General features: G+C 41.5%; 20 protein-coding genes. 6 read left to right on the top strand and 14 right to left on the bottom strand.

All coding sequences use genetic code 11. The annotated features are described in order from the left end of the window. Positions 1-8: 8 nt before the first annotated feature. Positions 9-944, bottom strand: coding sequence for a polysaccharide deacetylase family protein (locus tag ACP2AF_RS15300; protein ID WP_425237019.1), 936 nt, complete (start codon positions 942-944; stop codon positions 9-11). A gap of 144 nt (positions 945-1,088) precedes the next feature. On the opposite strand from ACP2AF_RS15300, the gene ACP2AF_RS15295 reads away from it, so the two are divergent. Continuing rightward, positions 1,089-2,186 carry a vWA domain-containing protein gene (locus ACP2AF_RS15295; RefSeq protein WP_425237018.1) on the top strand — a complete coding sequence of 366 codons (1,098 nt, stop codon included), beginning with the start codon at positions 1,089-1,091 and terminating at the stop codon, positions 2,184-2,186. A gap of 392 nt (positions 2,187-2,578) precedes the next feature. On the opposite strand, the gene ACP2AF_RS15290 is transcribed toward ACP2AF_RS15295, so the two are convergent. The 3 genes from ACP2AF_RS15290 to ACP2AF_RS15280 are packed head-to-tail and all read right to left on the bottom strand — an operon-like array spanning position 2,579 to position 5,170. Then, positions 2,579-4,066 carry a M14 family metallopeptidase gene (locus ACP2AF_RS15290; protein WP_425237017.1) on the bottom strand — a complete coding sequence of 496 codons (1,488 nt, stop codon included), beginning with the start codon at positions 4,064-4,066 and terminating at the stop codon, positions 2,579-2,581. Beyond that, entirely contained in the window at positions 4,056-4,730 is a 675-nt protein-coding gene (locus ACP2AF_RS15285; protein WP_425237016.1) for a peptidoglycan recognition protein family protein, read from the bottom strand. The genes ACP2AF_RS15290 and ACP2AF_RS15285 overlap by 11 nt, the downstream gene beginning before the upstream one ends. Before the next feature lie 11 nt (positions 4,731-4,741). After that, positions 4,742-5,170 (bottom strand): 3D domain-containing protein, encoded by a 429-nt coding sequence (locus ACP2AF_RS15280; RefSeq protein ID WP_425237015.1) that lies wholly within the window; start codon positions 5,168-5,170, stop codon positions 4,742-4,744. 99 nt (positions 5,171-5,269) lie between these two features. On the opposite strand from ACP2AF_RS15280, the gene ACP2AF_RS15275 reads away from it, so the two are divergent. After that, on the top strand, positions 5,270-5,671 hold the full coding sequence (locus tag ACP2AF_RS15275) for a DUF2452 domain-containing protein (protein WP_425237014.1): 402 nt from the start codon (positions 5,270-5,272) through the stop codon (positions 5,669-5,671). On the opposite strand, the gene ACP2AF_RS15270 is transcribed toward ACP2AF_RS15275, so the two are convergent. Together ACP2AF_RS15270 and ACP2AF_RS15265 are read right to left on the bottom strand one after the other, a co-directional pair. Further along, positions 5,666-6,541, bottom strand: coding sequence for a pirin family protein (locus ACP2AF_RS15270; protein ID WP_425237013.1), 876 nt, complete (start codon positions 6,539-6,541; stop codon positions 5,666-5,668). The two genes, ACP2AF_RS15275 and ACP2AF_RS15270, sit on opposite strands and share 6 nt — an antisense overlap. Positions 6,542-6,555: 14 nt before the next feature. Beyond that, entirely contained in the window at positions 6,556-7,515 is a 960-nt protein-coding gene (locus tag ACP2AF_RS15265; protein WP_425237012.1) for a 2-hydroxyacid dehydrogenase, read from the bottom strand. An 83-nt stretch (positions 7,516-7,598) separates the two neighbouring features. Here ACP2AF_RS15265 and ACP2AF_RS15260 point away from each other — a divergent pair, with 83 nt between their 5' ends. Then, the gene (locus ACP2AF_RS15260) at positions 7,599-8,927 is read left to right on the top strand and encodes a serine hydrolase domain-containing protein (protein WP_425237011.1); all 1,329 of its coding nucleotides are present in this window, start codon (positions 7,599-7,601) and stop codon (positions 8,925-8,927) included. Here ACP2AF_RS15260 and ACP2AF_RS15255 read toward each other — a convergent pair. After that, positions 8,924-9,550, bottom strand: coding sequence for a DapH/DapD/GlmU-related protein (locus ACP2AF_RS15255; protein WP_425237010.1), 627 nt, complete (start codon positions 9,548-9,550; stop codon positions 8,924-8,926). The genes ACP2AF_RS15260 and ACP2AF_RS15255 overlap by 4 nt on opposite strands. A gap of 287 nt (positions 9,551-9,837) precedes the next feature. Further along, a complete protein-coding gene (locus ACP2AF_RS15250) occupies positions 9,838-10,680 on the bottom strand; it encodes a 1,4-dihydroxy-2-naphthoyl-CoA synthase (protein ID WP_425237009.1) in 843 nt (280 codons plus the stop codon). Positions 10,681-11,088: 408 nt separating this feature from the next. On the opposite strand from ACP2AF_RS15250, the gene ACP2AF_RS15245 reads away from it, so the two are divergent. Together ACP2AF_RS15245 and ACP2AF_RS15240 are read left to right on the top strand one after the other, a co-directional pair. Further along, positions 11,089-11,850 (top strand): DUF6090 family protein, encoded by a 762-nt coding sequence (locus ACP2AF_RS15245; protein ID WP_425237008.1) that lies wholly within the window; start codon positions 11,089-11,091, stop codon positions 11,848-11,850. 70 nt (positions 11,851-11,920) lie between these two features. Next, positions 11,921-13,087: an alpha-hydroxy acid oxidase gene (locus ACP2AF_RS15240; protein ID WP_425237007.1), complete on the top strand. Its 1,167-nt coding sequence runs from the start codon at positions 11,921-11,923 to the stop codon at positions 13,085-13,087. Here ACP2AF_RS15240 and ACP2AF_RS15235 read toward each other — a convergent pair. The 4 genes from ACP2AF_RS15235 to ACP2AF_RS15220 form a co-directional block, all read right to left on the bottom strand. Beyond that, on the bottom strand, positions 13,084-14,322 hold the full coding sequence (locus tag ACP2AF_RS15235) for a glycosyltransferase (protein WP_425237006.1): 1,239 nt from the start codon (positions 14,320-14,322) through the stop codon (positions 13,084-13,086). The two genes, ACP2AF_RS15240 and ACP2AF_RS15235, sit on opposite strands and share 4 nt — an antisense overlap. A gap of 72 nt (positions 14,323-14,394) precedes the next feature. Continuing rightward, the gene (locus ACP2AF_RS15230) at positions 14,395-15,900 is read right to left on the bottom strand and encodes a DEAD/DEAH box helicase (RefSeq protein WP_425237005.1); all 1,506 of its coding nucleotides are present in this window, start codon (positions 15,898-15,900) and stop codon (positions 14,395-14,397) included. Between the two features lie 121 nt (positions 15,901-16,021). Next, a complete protein-coding gene (locus ACP2AF_RS15225) occupies positions 16,022-16,951 on the bottom strand; it encodes a 2-hydroxyacid dehydrogenase (RefSeq protein ID WP_425237004.1) in 930 nt (309 codons plus the stop codon). Continuing rightward, positions 16,951-17,463 (bottom strand): DUF6155 family protein, encoded by a 513-nt coding sequence (locus ACP2AF_RS15220; RefSeq protein WP_425237003.1) that lies wholly within the window; start codon positions 17,461-17,463, stop codon positions 16,951-16,953. Before ACP2AF_RS15220 ends, ACP2AF_RS15225 begins: the two co-directional genes overlap by 1 nt. A 174-nt stretch (positions 17,464-17,637) precedes the next feature. Between ACP2AF_RS15220 and ACP2AF_RS15215 the strand changes: the two genes are divergently transcribed. Continuing rightward, on the top strand, positions 17,638-18,501 hold the full coding sequence (locus tag ACP2AF_RS15215; protein ID WP_120711242.1) for a sigma-70 family RNA polymerase sigma factor: 864 nt from the start codon (positions 17,638-17,640) through the stop codon (positions 18,499-18,501). A gap of 534 nt (positions 18,502-19,035) precedes the next feature. Here ACP2AF_RS15215 and ACP2AF_RS15210 read toward each other — a convergent pair. Together ACP2AF_RS15210 and ACP2AF_RS15205 are read right to left on the bottom strand one after the other, a co-directional pair. Next, positions 19,036-20,259, bottom strand: a complete 1,224-nt coding sequence (locus ACP2AF_RS15210) for a YaiO family outer membrane beta-barrel protein (protein WP_425237002.1) — start codon at positions 20,257-20,259, stop codon at positions 19,036-19,038. After that, the gene (locus ACP2AF_RS15205; protein WP_425237001.1) at positions 20,256-22,643 is read right to left on the bottom strand and encodes a sulfatase-like hydrolase/transferase; all 2,388 of its coding nucleotides are present in this window, start codon (positions 22,641-22,643) and stop codon (positions 20,256-20,258) included. Before ACP2AF_RS15205 ends, ACP2AF_RS15210 begins: the two co-directional genes overlap by 4 nt.

The following is a 22,643-nucleotide window of genomic DNA, read 5'->3' as shown; positions in this document are numbered from 1 at the left end:
TCCGGTAGTTATTTTGCCCTAGTAATTTTATCCCTGATTTCCCGCCATGTCACCAGCACAATATCATTTTCTTTTAAGAGTCGGACACATTCCTTGCTAGTAAAGAAATCAAGATCTGCCTGTCTCCAAGCGGCACCCCACTCCGGATGATCCACAGCAATACCTTGCATCTCGTCGTCATCATAGGCCAAATGAATCAATAGGCAAGTGATTCCAGGTTTAAGGGTTTTCAATAGTTGAGTGTAATATTGGGTACTACCTTTTTCAAAATCCGTTGGTAAAATACTATGGATATAGTCCATAACCACGGTACTTTCATCTATAAGTGACTTTATTTTGACATCATCCACTTCATGTATCCTGGAATCCAATAATACGGGAAGGCGAAACTCCTTTCCTAACTGTATATACGTTGCAATGTGCTCGGGAGTACTTGCAGCGGCGCCCATGTGGGCATCCAAATGCGTTAGGTCAATACCAGATGTATAGGCTCTTTTTATCTGATTTCGTAATTCCAGTGCAACCTCCTCCGGTTTGGCATGGGCAACAAAATCAGGTACCAAAGGATAAAAATAGCCATCTTTATCTATTAAGCTGGAAACGGAATCTTTTGAGGTTACGGGGCCCCATTTATAATACTTCCATTCACTGGTCAACGTTAAGTGTAGGCCTAAATCTATTTTAGGATTTTCTTGCGCATATACAACAATTTCGGGAAACCACGGGCAGGGAACCATAATGCTGGCCGAGTTTACCGGACTCTTTTCCAAGGCATATATACTGGCCCTATTTTCTGAATGGGCCACCCCTAGATCGTCCGCATGGATAATCAATAATTTGGTGTCTGGCGGGTATCCCAGTCTTTCCGCAACGGTTTTCTCCTGTCCCAAAAGCGAAAATCCTTGGAAAGCCCATGCGAAAAAAATAATAATGCGCAAGTGCATAAATCGTGAGTTTGTAAAAACAAAAAACAATCACGAAAGCTACAAAATTCCAAGCTCCCATCTTTAACAATGTTTAACATATTTTTTTTAAGATGTTATACTTTTCATCCATTTCCCCCGTTCTGTGTGTTGAACCCAATATATATGAAAATGAAATTAGACTTCAGACTCCCAACCCTTTTTTCCATTGCTCTTTTTTTATTCTCCTGTGGAAATGCCGATGATGATGTAAATCTTGACCTTAACCTTGGTGATGGGCTTGGAAAGGGAAAACCTGTGGACGAATGTCTGGACCTTGGTGAAAACGATTTGGTATTGTCCATTCAAGAACAGTTTACGACACTTCCTGGAAAAGTTTCCATTTTTTTTAGAGTATCCGACACCGATAATAATCCGGTACCCGGACTTACTGCAGACCAATTCACCATTTATGAGCAGGGGCGGAACGACGATTGTTTTAATACTATCTCCACTTCCGAATCCCAGGCCCGAATATCTCCCAACTCCCAGATTTTTAGCAATAATACCCTTCTTGTACTGGATTTGAGCAATAGCGTGCTCAGTAGCAGTTTGGAGGAACTGAAATCAGCCAGTATTAGCTTTATCGATAATGTGATGCCAGCAACTCCCGAGGATTCCTTTAAGATGGCCATATATTGGTTTGATGGTGAAAACGAACTTCATCTATTGAACGCTCCTACTTCTTCCAAGCAAGAGCTGACAGTAGCCATAGAGGGAATTACGGAGGATATTAGCAACGATCCTTCTACTGATCTCTATGGTGCTGTTATAAAATCGACCGATATCGCTACCGGACTTTTGAACGAAAGTACTTCTGATGGAAAAATTGGTGCCGCCTCCGTCGTTATTTTTACCGATGGTACAGATCAAGCCTCCCGTTTTACGGAAGAGGCCGCCTTAAAAAAAGTCGACGAAGCCGATTCTAATATCTCGTTTTTCACCATTGGACTTGGAGGTGAAATCGACACTCAGGTATTGACCGATATTGGAAAGACTTTTAGTGTTTTTGCCGGGAACAAGGAAGAATTGGAAACTACCTTTAATGATATCTCCTTTAGGGTGTCACAGCGCGCCAATAGCTTTTACCTTTTTGAATATTGCACCCCAAAACGGGATGGTAGTGGTGAGAGTAACTTGGCCATACAGGTAAAGGATGGCAGCAGGCAAGGTGCGGTACAGACCAAGTTTAATGCCAAAGGATTTACCGGAGGGTGTGAATGATAATCAATAGCGAATTATATACTAGGGAGAATCAAACGGTTCTCCCTTTTTTTATGCGGTTTATCGAGAACTGAACAAACGTTTTAGGGTTTTTGGCCCGAATATTGTTACTTATACAACTAACGACTCAAATTTTATATAGACCACCTACATCCTAAAAACTATGAAGATGTTTAATCCAGCCTGGAGACAGCTAGGCATAAAGAATGAAAGTCATGGATGTAATCAACGAAATTATTCAAAACAGTGCCATAGGACCATTGTCCAAATGGTATAAAAGCTTAGTGCTATTATTATTTTCCTCTATTGTAACTACCCTATTTGTTATGATGGTACTCTTACTCAAGTATGGACCCTATATCAATATTCAGTTTGGGTACTAAAAAAGAAGGTTATCTATAGATCATCGCATTCTTGCCGTCAAAATAAGAATGCATTGATTGTTCAATTTTGTCCAGTTCAATTAGAAATCCGTTCACGACCGTATAAACAATCTTTCCGTCCTTTTCCAAAATAAAGGTCGGATTGATGCCCACTTCCAAATTAAGTTCGGGCACTACATAGTTTTCACCTACAATATGAATGGGATATGGGGATTCCAATTGCTCCAAGGAAATATTTTTCACCCGAACATAGGTATACCCATTTTTTAAGACTTCAACGGTATTTAAACTTTTCAGTTGTTGTAAGTTCCCAAAAACTTCCGGGTAAACCTTTCCAGTTTTCAGCGTGTAACCTGAAGCGTTTAAAGTTTCATAGCCATAGTAGGTGGATAAATCTCCCAAATCAAGGATTCGACTGCTATACCAGAAATCAGTGTTCCCTTCCTTGTCGACTTCCAACTGATTGATACCAATGTCCAGGATATAGTCATCCCCCAATAATGGGTAGGTGGCATTCTCTATTTTTAGGTCAAACAGCTTACGGTCGTTTTCAGGTATTTTTTCATAATCCTCCAGCGCAATATCTACATAGCTACCTTTGGCAATGGTATAAATTGCGGAAAGAATGGAAACGTAGTTCAATTTTCGTATTTCCTGTTTTTCGATATCATTGGGATATCCACCGGATTCTATTAAAATGGCACTGGTGCCCCATTTTTGTATGTTATCCCCAAAGGCCCTTGGTTCAAAAGCATCGTTGTACTTACCTACTTGTCCCGGAGCATACTTTTGAATGATACCGTTCATAAAGGCAATAACCTTCATGGCATTGCTTCTTACCTCATTGATCTCCTTTTCATAATTATAGGCAGGGGCCAGATAGGAAATGGTTGCTGGTTTTTCGGTACGCTCCGCATTGTAATAGGTACTTTGATCATGGAGGTTAAAACCGAAATCGGCCTCCAAGCTGTCCCTGACTCTTTTCAGTGTTCGCCCCTCAGGTGATTGTAAGCGCAAGGCATCCCGATTAATGTCTATGCCCAAACGATTTCTCCGTTGGTAGACTTCCGCCCCATCAGGATTTAACATGGGTAAAAAATGAAGCGTAAGATTATCCAAAATCTCTTTTTTTTTGGCTTGAAAATCATTGCTATCCAAAAAATTAAGAATATCGAAAATGGCCAGAGTGGCGGTAGGTTCGTTTCCATGCATTTGGGACCAAAGAAAGACACTCACTTCTCCCCTACCTATGCTGATCAGATTAAGATCCCGGCCCTCTATGGATTTCCCAACGGTCTTGACCGTAAATTTTGGGTTCTTTCGATACTCCACAATAAAAGGCTGGATTTCGCGGTACTTTACCCTCCTTTTGTCCAAGCTTGGCTCTTTGTAAGTCTCATAGGTCTCATAGAGTTTGGAAGTGATTTCCTTTTCCTGGGCGCATAAGGAAAGTGTGATAAAAAAGACAAAAAAAAGTAAAAACGATTTAATTTGCATCGATATTGGGTTTTGTAGGGATGGGTTTGAAATTAAGGTCTTTGATTCCATTTCGGACTTTTTCCATAAAATCTTCACCAGGATCGGTCTTTTGGGTACGGTATCCATCATCTTTCTCCAACCAAAGGGGATGTCCCTCAAAAAGCCTGTATTCGTAATGCCCAATCACATAATCGATATCGTATTTCCCTTTCAAATATCTAACTAGCCATATATTGGATTTTAACTGGGCCTTGGTCAAGGGTAAATCTTCCGATCCCCCTATATTTTCCACACCAATGGCGCAATGATTTAGCCCTATAACATGTCTGGCCATAGTGGTTTCGGGCATTAAGCGATATATGGTTCCATCCCTATCTACCATAAACTGAGAGGATACGTTAAGTCCGCTGACACTGGTGATATCTGGCCGCCAATCGGGAAGTGTAGCGTTGTTGAATGCTTCAAAGGATTTTTCAAAAGTAGGGATGACCGTCCAATGCAATACGATCATTTTTGGATTTATTGTGGGTTCTTGCTGTTCCAAACCATAGCGAGAGGATAGGTATTCCAAAGTCAATGTTTTGCGTTCATCATTAAAGACAATGGGCTTATCCAAAATTTCCCTTGAAACCGAACAGGAAACTAGAAAAATTAAAATAAGTATGATTGAAATTGGTTTCATTTCCAATAAATTTAATCTGTTTTTAGGCTATCTTCCTTTTGCACAGCGTAGGCGATCTGCAGTTTTTTCCTGCCCCATTCTTTGGCCTTTTTAAAATCCTTTCCCATATAAATATCAATACGTTTTTTCCATCTCCTATGCATTTTGTCTTTAACGTAAAATGTATCCGAAAAACCTTGAATTTGGACAAGCGTATTGTATTTTAAACCCATATCCAATAAATCCCTTGATACGGCAATGGCCTTTATTCCGGGCACCAAGGTATCTCCCCATGCCGTAATGGTCGGGTCGCCCAATGTTTGGGCGGGAAGGGAATTATATGCCGTTGCCGTAACTTCCAAAGGTATCCATTCGTACTTTTCCTCTTCCACCGGCCCATTGCAGGAATTCAAAGTTATGGTGAAGATCCAAAACCAGCTAATTTGAGTTGGATTGTTCATCTCCTCAATGTATTATACCTTTTCAAGAATTTGAATGAAATATAGCCATACCGAAACTTATGCCAAAATTATTTTCTGCTTTTCGTAATTTTGATAGCTATGAAAAAAAAGAAAAAACCGGACGCTGTCGTTTTTGATGATGAAACCCAAGAGTATCATTCCAAGCTATTACCCTATGCCAGCGGGGTAGGTGCTCCCAGAATTACACCTCCAGACGTCACCACTTGGAAAAACACCAATATTGTTACGGCCAATCATCAATTTAAATCGAGGTACGATTCCATTAAAGAGGCCTATCAAAAACTGATGGAGCAATATGAATACAATAACTTGGTATACAACGCAAAATTCAGTTTTGAACCGGTAACCGGAGAAACCTATTATCTCTATAAATCAAAGGATGAAAGTACATTTTTGTCCCTAATATCCCCAGATGAATGTAGTTTTAATCATCTGGGCAGTTTTCGCTTGGGGCCGGATAAGATGTGGGAAAAACTATAATCCCGGTAGGGGAACATAAGTCATGTCATCTTGCATCATAGGAAAGGTTTTTTGAACCCAATCGGTTTTTGCCTTTTCAATTCTTTCTTTACTTGAAGAAACAAAGTTCCAGTAAATATGGCGTTCTTCCGGAAAAGGTTCACCACCGAATAACAATAGATGGGTATTGGGCCTAAGGTTTATTTTACAGGTATCCTCTACTTTAGAGACCAAAATATTGCCTTTATCAATAGTTTCACCACAGGCTTCTATACTTCCATCAACAATACAGATACCTACTTCGCCCCTTACCTTATCCTTGATGTCTAAAAAAAACGCGTCCGTATTGGTAACTTCAATCATAAAAAGTGGGGAATGGACCGGAACAGGGGATTTTTGACCATACCCTTCGCCTGCCACCAATTTAAAGGATGCACTACCCTCTTCCCATTTTGGGATTTCATCAATACCGATATGATGAAATTCCGGATCAGTTTCTTCCAATTCCTTGGGCAGGGCCACCCAAATTTGATACCCGTGGGCCGTAAAGGTCACCCCATTTCGCATATCGGCTGGGGTCCTTTCCGAATGGGATACCCCCTTACCGGCTACCATCCAATTTACAGATCCCGGTTTAATACGCTGTTGGGTACCCAAACTATCCTCGTGCATAACCTCACCTTCCAATAAATAAGTCAAAGTCGCAAGCCCAATATGCGGATGTTGATCTACATCCATATAATTCTGCGGCCCTAGTTGGGTAGGCCCCATATGGTCTATAAAAATGAAAGGTCCTATCATCCGCTTTTTACGGAAGGGAATCAATCGACCTACCAGAAAATCCCCGATATCACGACTTCGTTCTGCAATAATCAACCCAATATTCGACATAATTATAACTGTGTTTAGGCAACCCGATATGGAATCTTTTCTCCGGTATAGCAGGCGACAATATTTTCAGCGGCATAAACCGACATTCGATTTCTGGCCGTAACCGTGGCGGATCCTATATGAGGGAGAACCGCTACATTTTCCATATCCAACAAAGGATTATCCGGATCCATGGGCTCTGGATCGGTAACATCCAAGCCGGCTCCCCAGATTTCTGCATTCTTCAGGGCCTGTATCAAATCAGTTTCATTATGAACGGCGCCACGTGCCGTATTCAGAAATATGGCAGTGGTTTTCATGCGCTCAAATGCTTTTCTATTGAAGGTGTTTCTGGTTTCCTTGGTAAGGGCACAATGTGCCGAGACCACATCACTTTCCATAAGCAATTCCTCAAAGCTTACTTTTTTGGCATTCAATTCTTTTTCTGCTTGTCTATTTTTGCCCCGGTTGCAATACAGAATCTTCATTTGATAAGCACCTTGGCAGCGCTTCGCAAATTCCAATCCGATAGTTCCCAAACCGAATACGCCCAAAGTCTTGTTTTTAAGTTCTATTCCCAAATTGGCCTGAGGTCTAAAATGCTGCCATTCACCTCTGGCAATAGTTTTGTGCATAAAGAACATTTTTCTGGAAACCGCCAATAGTAGCCCAAATGCGATATCCGCGGTAGCATCTGTCATGGCATTGGGTGAGTTGGCGATAGGAATACCCAAGTGGGCCGCCATCTCCAGATCAATATTGTCATATCCTACGGCATATTGGGAGATTATTTTTAGATGCTTATTGTCCCTCAAAAAGTCGGAATCAATTTTGTAATTGCTCGTGGTCAAAAGCGCATCATATTTTTTGGCTTCCGCATTCAATATTTCAGGAGCCATGGGAAGATCCCTTGTCCATTTTACTACCTCCAAACCAGCTTCTTTCATTATGTGTACACCCGCATCGGGGATATTTAGACAAACCAGAACCTTCATAATTGTAATCAAATTTCCTCTTCACAATTTATAAAATATGATAGAACTAATCGCTATATTCGATTCATTAAATAGTGTAAGAAATGAAATGGATTAAACGCTCATTATTATTAGTGCTTGTCATTCTCGTCATGGTAGTATGGCTCAACTACCCCAAGCTAAATATCATTTCGGGCTACGCCTCTAAGAACATGGCCTCTACCCTATCCATTGCCAAACGGAGTGAGGCTTCCGTAATTCTTCAAGACAACAATGTACCCCTAATAAAACTTGCGGATGTTGACGTGAATAACAATTCGGCCACGGCCACGGTTTTCGGTCTTATGCCAAGAAAAACCATATGCCGATCCGGTTTGGGATGTACATTGGTGAATGCTGAGTACGATGACGATTTTGATTTACCGGAACCACAACGCTCCTTCATTAAAAATAATATCCCTTTCCCTTTTGGAGATGGTGCCGCAAAAGATACCATATTTCAGGAAGTAGATTACCAAGTCTTGGAACATGCCGTATATAACGCATTTGCCGATCCCGATATACAAAGGACACGCTCCGTACTTGTGGTGTACAAAAACCATATTGTTGCCGAACGGTATATTGACGGATTCACAAAGGACACACCTATTTTGGGATGGTCCATGACCAAAAGCGTTTTGGCCACTTTGTTCGGTATCCTTGAATTTGAAGATAAAATTGATTTGGGTATGACCGGGATGGTAGATTCATGGAAAAATGATGAACGTAATGATATTACCCTCAACCATTTGTTGCGAATGCAAAGCGGACTGGAATGGGACGAAGACTATTCGGGAATCTCGGACGTCACCAAAATGCTCTTTCTGGCTTCGGATATGACCCAGATACAGGCCGAAAAGAAAGCCTTGGCGAAACCTACTGAAATCTGGAACTATTCCTCGGGAACTTCCAATCTACTTTCCGGAATCCTTAGAAATCAATTCGATACCCATCAAGATTATATAAACTTTCCCTATTCCGCTCTCATCGATAGGATTGGAATGCATTCCATGTTGATCGAAACCGATATGATGGGAAACTTTGTCGGATCCTCTTATGCCTGGGCCAATACCCGAGATTGGGCCAAATTTGGATTGCTCTACCTGAACAAGGGTAACTGGAACGGGGAACAATTGTTTAATGAAACTTGGGTGAATTACGTTACCGAACCTACAAATCTATCCGACGGCACGTACGGTGGACATTTTTGGCTGAATGCCCATGGTAAATATCCTGATGTCCCCAGAGATCTGTATTCCGCAAATGGTTACCAAGGACAGCGCGTCTTCATCATTCCCTCCAAAGATCTGGTCATTGTACGAACGGGGCTGGCCGAAGCCCCGGACTTTGATTTTAATGGATTTTTAAAGGATATCCTCCGGGCAATCCCTTAGGGAGACTCCTTTAATTGATCCACATGTTCCAACCTTCCTACTATTGAGCCTTTGCTCAAAATAGTTCCCGGGTTTAATACGGCATTGGCCCCTACCCTACAGCGGTCCCCGATCAACGAACCAAATTTGGTCACCCCGGTATCCACAAGGGTATTGTCCAAAACAACCGGTACGGTCCTATTTTTATACTCATTAAAATGATTGGCCAAAACAGAACCTGCCTCCAGATTAACATCGTTTCCGATAATGGAATTCCCAACATAGTTTAAATGGGCTATTCGCGATTTGGGAAAAATAATACTCTGTTTAATTTCACAATTCGCCCCAATACCCACATCACTGCACAAATATACTCCGCTTCTAAAATAGGCACCTGCCTTTACCAGACAATCCTTACCGATAATAGCAGGTTTCTTAAAGGTTACACCATTTTCAATATGCGCGGATTTATGAATGGCCACTCCATTTTCGATATCATATTCAGTTTCGGAAAGTTCGGCAAGTCCATCCAGTATTATATTTTCTAGTTGTGCAATTATATTCCAAGGGGTTTCATGCTTTGCAACCCGAGGGAATTCCCTATAAAACCCGGAAATGAAGTTAGATATATCTTTTTTGTTCATATTGCTATTTAGATACAAGTATGTTTTTATGGGCTATATATCAAAAAGTACTACCTACACCACAAATCTCCGCTAGCACACAACAATAATTTCCCGTGGATGGATGTTGGTCGTATGTTTACACTGTAATTAAAAACAAGGAGTTAATTTTTTCATTTTCATATAGTGTTCTCGTAAAAGAGCCTTGATCGTAAAGACGGGGCTCTTTTTAGTTTACCCCTTTTCCAAAGCAATGAACATCAATCCATTCTCAGAACCTTGAACTTGAAACCTTAAACCTGAAACTTCTAGGGAATCCAATTGTTCTTACCAAAGCTGGGTTTTCGCTTTTCCAAAAAGGCATCCCTACCCTCTTTAGCTTCGTCCGTCATATATGCCAATCTTGTTGCCTCACCGGCAAAAACCTGCTGTCCTACCATACCATCATCCGTAAGGTTCATGGCGAATTTCAACATTTTTATGGAGGTAGGCGATTTTTCCAAGATTTCCTGAGCCCATTCATAGGCCGTATCCTCCAATTCCTCATGAGGTACTACGGCATTTACCATCCCCATTTCATAGGCTGCCTGTGCCGTATAGCTGCGGCCCAAAAAGAATATCTCCCTAGCCTTCTTTTGTCCAACCATTTTGGCCAGGTACGCCGACCCGTAACCTCCATCAAAACTAGTGACATCCGCATCCGTTTGTTTGAAAAGGGCATGTTCCTTACTGGCTAGAGTAAGGTCACATACCACATGAAGGCTATGGCCACCACCAACGGCCCAACCCGGTACAACGGCAATCACCACTTTTGGCATAAAGCGGATCAATCGCTGTACCTCCAAGATATTTAGGCGATGCATCCCGTCCTCGCCCACATAGCCTTTATGACCCCTTGCCTTTTGGTCTCCCCCACTACAAAAGGAATAGACTCCATCCTTGGTAGAGGGGCCTTCCGCGGAAAGCAGTACAACGCCGATGGAAGTATCTTCCTGGGCATCATAAAAGGCTTCATAGAGCTCACTTGTGGTCTTAGGCCGAAACGCATTACGGACATTGGGACGATTGAAGGCGATGCGTGCCACGCCATCCGATTTTTTATAGGTGATATCCTCAAATGCCTTGACCGTTTTCCATTGGGGTATTTTCATCGTTATAACTTTTTATTACCACAAAATACGGGAATTTATGCATAGTATGAGCCTGGTGGGTCTCCATTTGCCAAAGAAATATCTGGATTCTTTTTCTTGACTTTTTGGAATAGTAAGGTGCGGGATAATTTGCATGCTTTATCTAGCTACTGCAAATGACACCCCTAATTTCATTAAATTTAGTTATCGGTCTGAACAATTAAAAACTATCGGTTTAGGGAAGTATAAAAACAAACTTTATATTAGATGTTGGTCTTTGTGATAAACAGCCCGTGATGCTAAAATTCTTTCAGGACCGAACGTTTAGAAAATGTCCGGCTTGCCCGAAATTGAACGAAGTTAAACGGCGGGTAGACATTTTTAGTGAAGGGGCCAGCCCGTAGCGTTGGAGTTGTAAATAAATCAGATATGTTCAAGTTCTTTAGGCACATCAGAAAACAACTACTTACTGAAAACAAACTCAGTCAATACCTGCTTTACGCCATTGGTGAAATTGTATTGGTAGTCATTGGTATATTGATCGCCTTGCAATTAAACAACTACAGTGAATATAAAAAAGAACGTGAAAAAGAAATAGCACTTTTGGCAAACCTTTCCGACGAAATAGGATTGGACATCCTGCAAATCGATAATAATACCCAACTATCCCAGGAACGTCTAAGCAGGTTAGATAGTCTTTTACAATTATTGCACCAAACGGATAGCATCGATAAGTCTAGCTTTATCCAACAATCTTTCGAGTTTGTTATTGACCAATACTTTAAAAGTAATAGCGGTATTTTTGATGAAGCCGTCTCCTCGGGTAAAATGAGCTATGTACAAAATGAAACCTTACGGCAAAACATTTTCGACTATTACCGCAACGCCAGGGAAAGCGATACTGACGGCACTACCCGACAAATAACAGATGAATCCATCACCCCTCTTTTTATAGAGACTCTTTTTATGAATCGTGAGGGTTTTTCATCCTTGGGGCTTAATGTCCATAACATTTCCGACTTACAAAGTACCGATTTGGAAGCCCTCAAAACCAATAGGGATTTCTGGAAAATGGTACTTTTAAAGTTTGGTAGCAATCAGGAGCAAATATCACGATGGCAAGATATTAAAATACAGGCCCAGGAGGTAAAGCAAAAGATAGAGGAAGAAATAACAAATCTGGACCAATGAAAACAATAGCCTTCTAATTTTTTGCCCTCTTTGAAACTAGGTTTTGACCAAATTCCCGTATTTTCATTCCATGAGTTACGAAAAGAAACGGGAACAATTTTCCAACCGTTACCCTGCTGTAATGGAGTTGGCCGAAAAGGCCAAAAAAAGAATGCCCCAAGTAGCTTTGGCCTATTTGGATGGGGGCACAGGCGATGAGGCTTTGCTACGTCGGAATCTCACTGCTTTTCAAAGGATTAACTTTATCCCACGGTTCTGCAAGGGGCCCTTGAAAGTGAACATGGAAACCAAGCTATTTGGCAAGACCTATGCTGCTCCCATCGGCATGGCCCCAGTTGGACTAACAGGGTTGATGTGGCCCAAGGCAGAACGTTTTTTGGCCGCCACTGCGAAACGTCTCCAGATTCCTTTTTGTTTAAGCACCGTGGCTACCGAAACCCCGGAGACCGTTGGGAATTTCATAGGGGATATGGGCTGGTTTCAATTGTATCCGCCCAAGGACAAACCTTTGCTGCATTCACTTTTGGAACGGGCCCAAGATGCCGGTTTTCACACTTTGGTCGTTACGGCAGATGTGCCCATGGCAAGTAGGCGCGAACGTAGTAAACGGGCCGGACTTTCCATGCCACCCAAGATTACACCTAAAATGTTATGGCAGGGTTTGACCCACCCTAGCTGGACGTATCATACCCTATTACATGGCTTGCCCCGATTACGGACCGTGGAACATTACACGAACAATAATGATATGAAGTTTGTGAGTGGTTTTGTAGGCAACCGATTGGGCGGAACCTTGGACTGGGACTATTGCCAGGAATTGAAGACTTTATGGCAAGGCCCCGTGGTCTTAAAGGGAATTCTCCACCCCGAGGATGCGGCGAAGGCTGTGGAAATCGGTTTGGATGGTATCTATGTATCCAACCACGGGGGTCGGCAATTCAACGGGGCTGTTACGGCCTTGGATGCCCTACCCCATATTGTAAAGGAAGTAAAGGGCAGGGCACCTATACTGTTTGATAGTGGTATCCGTACCGGTCTGGATGCCATGCGTGCCCTTTATCTTGGAGCTGATTTTGTATTGGCCGGAAGGCCTTTCATTTGGGGCGTGGCTGCCTTAGGGAAATTTGGAGGAGACCATATAGCTCATATTTTAATAGATGACCTAAAGAACAATATGGTACAGTTGGGCGTAGAATCTGTGGCCGAACTTCGAAAAGCTGAAGTCACTTTGGGCTAGGCTTTCTTATTCTTTGCTTCTATCCATTTTCCAAGATATTTCGTACTACTAAGCGTATGCTGCATTAACATACTGCCCACAAAATTTTTGTCGCGATGCTTTTCCAGATTTTTTTGGACTTCCTCTAAACGCATACTTAAATATTGGGAATGCCTTTTTGCACTATAGAACGTATTGATTAATTCTATTGCTTTTTGTTGGGCCAATTTCCACTCGGTCTTACTTTGATAAAGTGCAATGGCGGCCTGGGCCAGATTATTAACATCATCTGCTATTTTACCGGGCCATGTATTCTCTCCTTGCATACCTTCTGCCCCAATGGAAGTGGTTATACTGGGAGTTCCATTTTGCATGGCGGTAATCAGTTTTCCCTTAGCCCCCGCACCAAAGCGTAACGGTGCGATAACCAGCCTTGCTTTCTGAACTATGGTATCTATATCCTCTACCCAACCTTCTACCCAAAGCCCTTTTTCGGGATTGTGCAATTGCTTCAGCTTTTGTGGAAGGTAGGCTCCATAGATTTTAAGGTGTACTTTTGGAAGTTCCTTTCGGATTATAGGCCATATGCAATCGATTAACCACTGAAGGGCATCTACGTTTGGCGCATGTTTCCCATTTCCGATACAGATAATATCGTTTCTATCGTCAAACTTTGGCCATTCCCTTACTTCTGGGACATCTTTAGATTCCAACATAAAGGGCAAATAACACAACAAAGTCGAATCGATATTTAGAACCTCTTCCAATAATCTCATTTCATAATGGGAGATGATCAAGGACAGGTCGCAACGATAGATACTGGCCACTTCCCTTTTGGTAATGTTTTCCTGCTTCCATAAGGAAAGTGTGAATTCCTTTGCAGTTTTTTGACATTTCTCCCGTACATGCCGAAGAGAGTGAAGATCTTCCGTATCCAAAATGCGAAGGGCATTTGGTGCAAATTCCGCTACGCGCCATCCAAACTGTTCCTCTGTCAAGAAACGATCAAAGAGAACCATGTTAGGGGCCAATTCTTTTGCAAAAACATCAAAACCGGAATCGTTCAATAACAACGGGACCTTATTAATACCTAAAGATTCCAAATCCATGGAATATTCCGTTTCCTTGGCGGTGCTTCCGAATGAAACATGATACCCCTGCGCCAGAAAAAAACGGATAAGCCGTAGCATACGATTCCCTGCAGCGGTAGTGGCCGGCTCTGGCCATGTGAAACCTATTATGAGAAGTTTTTTCAAAGGCAAAGTTTAAGTATCAAACTCAAGTTCAAGCTCAAGTACATGCCATTTTCAATTTCGTATTTTCAAGAATTACATTTTGGCCGCAAATCTCCTGGAGATACTGGAACGGAGCTTTCTCTCATAATCCTCTTCCAACCATTCCTTGTAGTTCTTGGTATTGTTCATGATGCAGTAGGAATACTGGCGAACGCGATACGCAATCTCTTCCTTGAGTTCTTTGGCCAAAATACGGGCATCAAAGACATCCTCGGCATTTTCTACACAGATTTGTGCGTGCTGTTCTATACTGCGTTCTAGAACGGTCTTGGATTTGAGGCCCTGGGCAAATACTTTTTTATACTCTTCCTTTATATCAAACTCTATTTCATCCGATTTAGCAAACTTGGCCCGTAGTTCCGGAGGCATTTCATAGACAAATTCCCGCTCTATTTCCTCATCATTCTTTATATTCTCCAGGTAAAAATCCGGGAAATGGAAAATCTCCTGCCAATCAATAGGTGCATCCCATGGGCCAAAACGAGCTATATTGTTTCCCAGATCCACTACGGTAAACTCATTTTTATTGGGCAAGACTCGGGAGCCCCGGCCAATCATCTGAAAGTATAGGGTCAGGGATCGCGTTGCTCGGTTTAGAATAATGGTATCTACAGTAGGTTCATCAAAACCGGTAGTCAAGATACTTACGGAGGTCAATATGGCATCCGAGGTATTGGAAAACCAATCTAATATTTCACGCCTTTCCGAGGCACTATTTTTATTATCCAAATGGCGAACGTCATATCCCGCCTTCTTAAACGTTTCATATACATACCGGGAAGTATTGATACCATTGTTAAAAATCAAGGTCTTGGTACCCAAAGCAATTTCCTGATAAGCTGTCAGCAACTTTCCCAACATACTTTGATTACCGTAGAGTTCATCCGAGGATTTTACGGTATAGTCACCACTAATGCCCAGTTTAAGACTTTGTAGGCCTACATCGTAATGATACAGATTAGCCTTGGCCAGGAACTTCTTTTGAATCAAGGATGTAATGGACTCCCCTACGATCAATTTTTGATAGTGATCCTTCATGGGAAGTTTTATGTTGGAGCTCAAGGGCGTGGCCGTAACTCCCAAGATAGTGGAGTGTTCAAAATATTTGAACAACTTGCGAAAGGAATTATAGTGGGCTTCGTCAATAATGACCAAGCCGATATTCTTAATCTCTACCTTTTCTTCCTGCAATCTATTATTAAGCGTTTCCACCATGGCAACAAAGCACATGTACTCATCCTGATCGCTAAATTCCTTTACCTCACTATTGATAATCTTATTTTTAACCCCAAATCCGGTCAGCATTTTTGAGGTTTGAATGCTCAGTTCTATTCGGTGGGTAAGCACCACTACTTTTTTTCGGGACTGGCTGATATACCTTTTGGCAATTTCCGAGAAAACAACGGTTTTACCGCCTCCCGTGGGTAGTTGGTATAGCAAATTGGAGCCTTCTGGCATTTCGCCTAAATACTTGAAAATTGTATTCAGGTCTTCTCTTTGGTAATCATAAAGTGTTTTCTCCGTAGTTTGGTTTTCCAATGGGGTAAAATCTTAGGGATCTTGATTACTTATTCAGACTGGGTCGATTGCCATCGGCCCAATTTTACAAAATTAATAGAATTTTGTCCTTAGAAGAAATTTATTCCGTGAAATCAAAAAATTAGTACCCACGTTCCTTGGAGACCAAGTTCAAGAGGGGCTCCCCTGCTTGAAGCCTTCTGTAGTTTTCCAAAATTTGAGGCACTACGGATCGGGTATCGGAAACACTGGCATAGTGCGGGGTCATATGTATTTTGGGATGTGCCCAAAAAGGATGGGAAACAGGCAAAGGTTCTTCTTGATACACGTCCAATCCGGCTCCGGACAGATGCCCGTTATCCAACATTTCCAACAAATCTTCATCCACCAAATGTCCTCCTCTTGCCACATTAATTACGAATGCACCTTTGGGCAGTTGTTGGAAAAGGGTTTTGTTTAAAATCCCGGTGGTATTCTCGGTCAATGGTAGAAGGCATACCAGAACTTGTGTGGTATCCAAAAAATCCGATAGTTCATCTTGCCCAACAAAAGACCTAACTGCTTCGATGTTCTTTTTGGAATTGGACCAACCTTGAACCGGAAAGCCAAAGTGAAGCAAATCTTTTGCGAGGACAACACCTAAAGCTCCCATTCCAAGGATACCAATTCTATAGTCTCCCATACGCTTGTACTGCAAAGGTTTCCATACCCTATTGGCCTGATCCACCTTGTAGGTATATAGGTTTTTTAAATAAGCCAAAATAACGCCAATTACGTGTTCGGACATATCCTTGGCAAGTACTTGATCTACAACCCGGGTTATGGGCAAATGTAATGGCGCTTCCTTATCGTTAAAGATGAAATCAACTCCTGCGCCGGATCCGGAAATGCATTTTAAATTTTTATATGGCCGCAATGCCCCTGGCGGATGTTTCCAGACCAAGGCCATTTCAATGGCTTCCTTGGGATGTTCTTCCAAATAACTGTAAATCGGTGTACTTGGAGAAGCAGCGGATAATGCTTCCTTCCATTCTGGGATTTTCCCGTCCTGTCTTATAATTACGATTGCCATTAGTTTTCCAATATATCCAATGCTCGTGAAAAATCCTCGGCATAGGGCCAACGGTTGTCCTGAACGTTTTGGTAAATTTTTAGTATTCTTTCTTTAAAATCCTCTACCGCTCCATTTAGCACCAAAAAATGAGTCACTTCCTTGAAGGAGTTCAACATACTTTTGTAAAAAGCATCCGGAACATTTTTTTCCGATTCAAAAGTTTGGGCCACCTCCAAATTATAGAGCATTACATCAGCAACAAGATAAGGCTCCACTCCTAGTTTTATAAAATGCTTGATAGACTTTTGGGCCACGGATCTGCGAGCCTTAGGTCGTTTTCGTTTTACCGGGAAATATTCGTTGGAGATTTTGGTCTTGGCCTGCTGTATGAGCTTTTCCTCTTTGGGATTGAATACAAAATCGTAGTATTCCTTAACCACTGGAAAACGCATATAAAGGTCCAGCAGCTGTTCTTCAAGTTCCTTTTTTGGAAGATCGGACAGGTATTTTACAAGGGCTCTTTTGCCCATAAAATCGGGATTTAAGCCCAAAAATAGAAGAACTGGATAGATTTAGCTAAGATTCCCAAAACAAATCATAAACTTGTCATAAATTCTGTATAAGAATTCTCTTATGTCTTTGGAAAAGACGCAATAAAAATGTATAATGAGAACTTGTAGAACATCAAAATCCAAAATATATATATGAGGCAGTTAAAGATTATCAAGCAGGTTACCAATAGAGAATCAAAATCATTGGACAAATACCTGCAGGATATCAGTAAAATTGATCTGATCAATGCAAATGAAGAAGTAGAATTAGCACAGCGTATCCGGGCCGGGGACCAAGCAGCATTGGAAAAATTAACCAATGCCAATTTACGATTTGTGGTTTCCGTTGCCAAACAATATCAAAATCAGGGGTTGAAGTTGCCCGACCTCATAAACGAAGGCAATCTAGGCCTTGTAAAAGCGGCCAAGCGATTTGATGAAACCCGTGGTTTCAAGTTCATTTCTTATGCGGTTTGGTGGATCAGACAGTCTATTTTGCAGGCCTTGGCCGAGCAATCCCGGGTCGTTAGGCTTCCACTGAATAAAATAGGTTCCATCAATAAAATCAAAAAAACATTTTCTTATCTGGAACAGGCCCATGAACGGCCACCCTCTGCCGAGGAAATAGCCAAGGAATTGGAAATGACGGTTACCGAGGTAAAACAATCCATGAAAAATTCGGGTAGGCATGTCTCCATGGATGCCCCATTACGGGAGGGAGAGGATTCCAATTTGTACGATGTATTACGTTCTGGCGAATCTCCACGGCCAGATAAAATTTTGATGCAACAGTCCTTGAATACGGAAATCAATAGAGCCTTGGACACCTTATCACCTAGGGAGGCGGATGTGGTAAAGCTGTATTATGGTATCGGAGACCAGCAGTCCATGACCCTGGCAGAAATAGGACAGACTTTTGACCTCACTAGGGAAAGAGTCCGGCAGATAAGGGAAAAGGCCATTCGCAAACTTCGTCATAATTCTAGAAGTAAGCTTTTGAAAGCCTATTTGGGCTAACGTCAAATAGCTATAAAAGAACAAACCCCATAGGTTTTAACCTATGGGGTTTTCTACAACTAATACACTAAACACTTAAGAATAACTTAGTTTGTTGATATTAAAATCTACCAGAATTTCATTTAAATCTTCAATGAAATTCAAATATGCTGCGTTGTCTGGATTTTGATTTGCCATAAGATTTGGTTTTAAAACGAACTATACCGTTCTACTACATATAGTCTAGTTCGGTCAACTCATTTAAACTTAAAATTTCATTTAACTCTTGTAAGAAGGTTAGGTATTCCTCCCCGTAGGTGTCGTAAAGCATGATGTCTAAGGTTAAGTTATTGCCGAAAACTATCGGTATTGATTTGGGTTTGTCTTTATAATATGATATAAACTTACTATTAACGTAGGCTAAAATCAATTAATTGTGGTGTATTCGATAATTTTAGTTGTAAAACTTGTTAAAGCTGCTGACTTCTGGTTTTTAGGGCAATTCAAGCTTTGTATTTCATCGAATTAATTGGTATTTCACCGATGTTATTCATTCTAAAACTTAACCTGATAGGTAATTCCAGCGGATACCACCCAAAAAAATCGCCCGGATTCAAAAATCAATTCTTGGCGTCCCAAACCAAGATTGGCCCGGTACAGGTTAGGGTTCTTCTTTCCGGAAAACTGATACTCCAATATGGCCTGCTGCGATTCTATGTACAGTACCGTTTCCGCCAAGAGTTCTTCCCCGTCCAGTAATTGTCTTAATTCCGGGGAGTAGCCCATTCCGATATTGATTCCTAGATAATTTGATCCGTCCTTTAAATATCTCCGGGCCAGAAGGTTCCCGGAAAAACCAACGCTATTATTTATATTAGGTAAAAAGTAAGGTCGGATCGAAAAATAATAATCACCATGGTAAATGGCCACACTAGCGGTAATGATATTGGCCTTTAGGGTATCAAAATCCAAATATCGCATTCCCATGGAAATCTCCATGTTTTTTGGCCAGTTGGCAAACACTTCCGCCCCTACCCTATGATTGGGGAAAATAGCAGATTTTGAAATTCCGTAATTCAGGTAGCCGTAAAACTTTTTTGAGAACTTGGGATAAAAGTCCAACTCGTATTGAAGTCCCTGGATTTCAAAACGGTTACCATAGTTTAAACGTGGAATTATTTTTCCCGCTTTTGTTTCTCTTTGGTATTCCAAACTGGTATACATCATAGGTTCATAGGCAATATCGAAAATCTCGAATGCGTTGGAAATCCCGATGCTATTGTTCAAGGTTGTTTCTTCCGAAGCTTCCGCCAAGGTTTCCGTTTCTTTTGATTCCAATTCGGACAGACCTTTTAAGGCCTGCTCACGTAGTGATTGCAAGTCAGAATCCGTGGGAAGATGATTCAAGGCTTTGTTGGCCAAACCAAGGGCAATGTAGTGTTCCTCGGCATAAAGTTCATTTTTTATGGCCGCCACCCATACTTCCTTATTTTTAGGCTCTACCGAGGTAATCTTGTTGAACTCCTTCCGGGCCTCATCATATTTTTTGTCCCAGCTATATGTTTTAGCCAAGAGGTTTCTAACGTCTACATAGTCTGGATACTTGGTAAGAATACTTTTCAAAGTGTCGCGGGCCACCGGTCTGTTGCCCTCAAAAGCCAAATCCCTTGCCGCAAAAAAGGAGGTGTCCGGATTACCGTTGTAGGCCAAGTCCTGGCCCCAACATGCCAAGTTATATAGGCAAATGAGAATAAAAGATATGTCTTTGAGATTCTTCAATTTTCCGTAAATGTTGTTTCTGCCATAGTGTTTTGAATAAGGTTAAAATCCTTGGTCTCTTTTTCGGGTTTCAACTTTTTCTTGGCGCGTAGGATTTTGTTCTCAACTTCCTTGGAAGTAATACCATTTTGTTTTATCCTTTTGGACAAATCCAATGCCCTATCATGCTGGTCCGACCAAAAAAAAGTGTCCAATAGTGCAGCATACCCATCCGCATACGTTGGGTATTTGCGTATAGCTTCTTCCAAAACTGCTATGGATCGGGTGTACTCCTTTTGCCAAGCATAAATTCTACCCATTAAAATTTCCGTATCCGCATGACGTGGTATTTCATTTAAGATATAGCTGCATAACAACAGCGCCCGCTTCCATTCTTGGCCATGGGCTAAATTGCGTGCCGTTTCGTAGGCCCTATCAAAATCATTACCGTTAAAAACGCTCTGTATCCAGACCATATCCTGTTTGCTGAAATCTGCCTTTATGGATGCGAAAATGGCCGCTTCTCCCGGTATGATCTTGTTAGCGCTCGTTACATACGTATTTACCGATTTAAAGTATATAAAGTTGTTTCTAATCTGTTCTTCCACTTCATCGTTATCCAACTCGTTTAGGTTCAAATTTTCGTCCATTTCATACATGGAATTATCAGTCAAGTAATAGGGTCCCGTAATAAAATCTTGGACATTGTTTTTACTTCTCAAGAGAGGAATCTGTTTTAGTACGTCAAAAGTCTCCGGGCTTAAGAGGCCTTCTCCCAACCATCCGACTTGTTGCGGCACCCTAAGCCCGTATTCATTATCCAAAAGGGAAACCAGGGAAGGCATTATGTCCACATGGGAAGCCAAAGATTTGATCCTTTTTGGGGAGTTGATCAAAGGACTGTAAATCATTAAAGGCACTTTGTATCTGCTTAACTCATCCTTTTGAGGTAAGTCGGTAAGGTTGTGGGTTCCCGTGATGATAAAAATGGTATTTGCATACTGGGGATTTTGCTTGTAGCCCTTGATAAAAGTCTTTATTGCCTCATCCGTATATATGAGACTGGCAAAAATTTCGTTGTGGTTTCTGACCAATTTGCGTTCTCGGTTTCCCAGGGATAACTCTTTTATTATATGGTCGACCTTATTCCCATAATGCTCCCGATTTGGAACAAGGTATGGAGATTTGGTACTTAACGTGAGAAACACATCCATCCTTGGGCCGCTAAAGGATTCTTGCAAGGATACGCCTCGCTTAAAAAGATCTTTATCCGGATACCCCAAAGAAATCCCTGCAGCATCTTCGTCCTGAAGTTGATATGCATCCCCAAAATTATTCTTGTCCAATATTCGATCTACGCGTTCTTCGTCCAAAAAACGATCAAAACGGTTCAAGGCACTATTCCCGCCATAATTGAAAGAAGTGTTATATCCATTGTCCTTAAGAATCCCAAAGAGGGTATGCCTATGGATAAAACCGTCTTCATTGGTAAACCCGGTATCTCCAAATGGTAAAGAACCGATTATGGACGGAAGGGCCGCGGCACTTTCTCCGGTATTACTTATGAAATTATCCCAGACCAAAGCCTGGTTTTGCAATGAATCCAGAAATGGGGTAAATCCGGGGTATCGGGGATTTTGGCCAATAAAATCCGACCCCAGGCCTTCTACAATTAGAAATACGATATGAGGTTTCTCCTTTTTTAAATTGAAATAGGGTGCCAAATCATCTTTTTGAACATAGGATGCTAAAAGAGGATAATCCTTTGTGCCTTCATAGGTGTTGAAATCGAAGGTGTTTTTGGCCCAACTAACGATCAAGTGTTGAGCCTTATTTTCATTTATCGGTTTTTTATCCGAATTGAGTGTAGCCAAAAAAATGCTAAAAAGAATAATGGTAAAAGGGTACATTCTGCTAATGAGTCTATACACGGATACGAAACGCTTGCACAAATGGTAAAACAAGGCCGCTACCAAAGGAAGTGTCAGCAGCATGGGAAAAAGTGAAAAGCCGGAGCTATTCGATTGTAAGGTAGAGAGAATTCCAAACCCCAGAATTTCATAGTTCTGAACATAGTATTCGATAAGAAATCCCTCAAGTATCAGAAAGGCCAGAAAAATAATTCTAGTGGTTTTAAGTCCCAGGCCGAATTTCTTTTGCTCCAAAAAATTGAACAGGAATGCGGAACATAAGGCCAAGACTGCGGAAAAGCCGATATGATGCATCACAAGTAAAAAAAAGCTCTTATTGAGGAAACCATCCAACGCCCCGGAAAAGTATAGTCGTATGTTTTGGTACAGGGCCCAAACTACCAAACAACCAAAAAATGCGAAGACCAAAGGGATAAAATCCTTTAGTGTCTTCCCTTTTTCGGAAATGGAGGATATGTTTGAACCGTCCTGCAT

This window comes from Ulvibacterium sp. (assembly GCF_965248315.1).
Taxonomy (GTDB): domain Bacteria; phylum Bacteroidota; class Bacteroidia; order Flavobacteriales; family Flavobacteriaceae; genus Ulvibacterium.
Note: the sequence above shows the minus strand (reverse complement) of the source record. Positions and strands in the feature narration are given on the sequence as shown.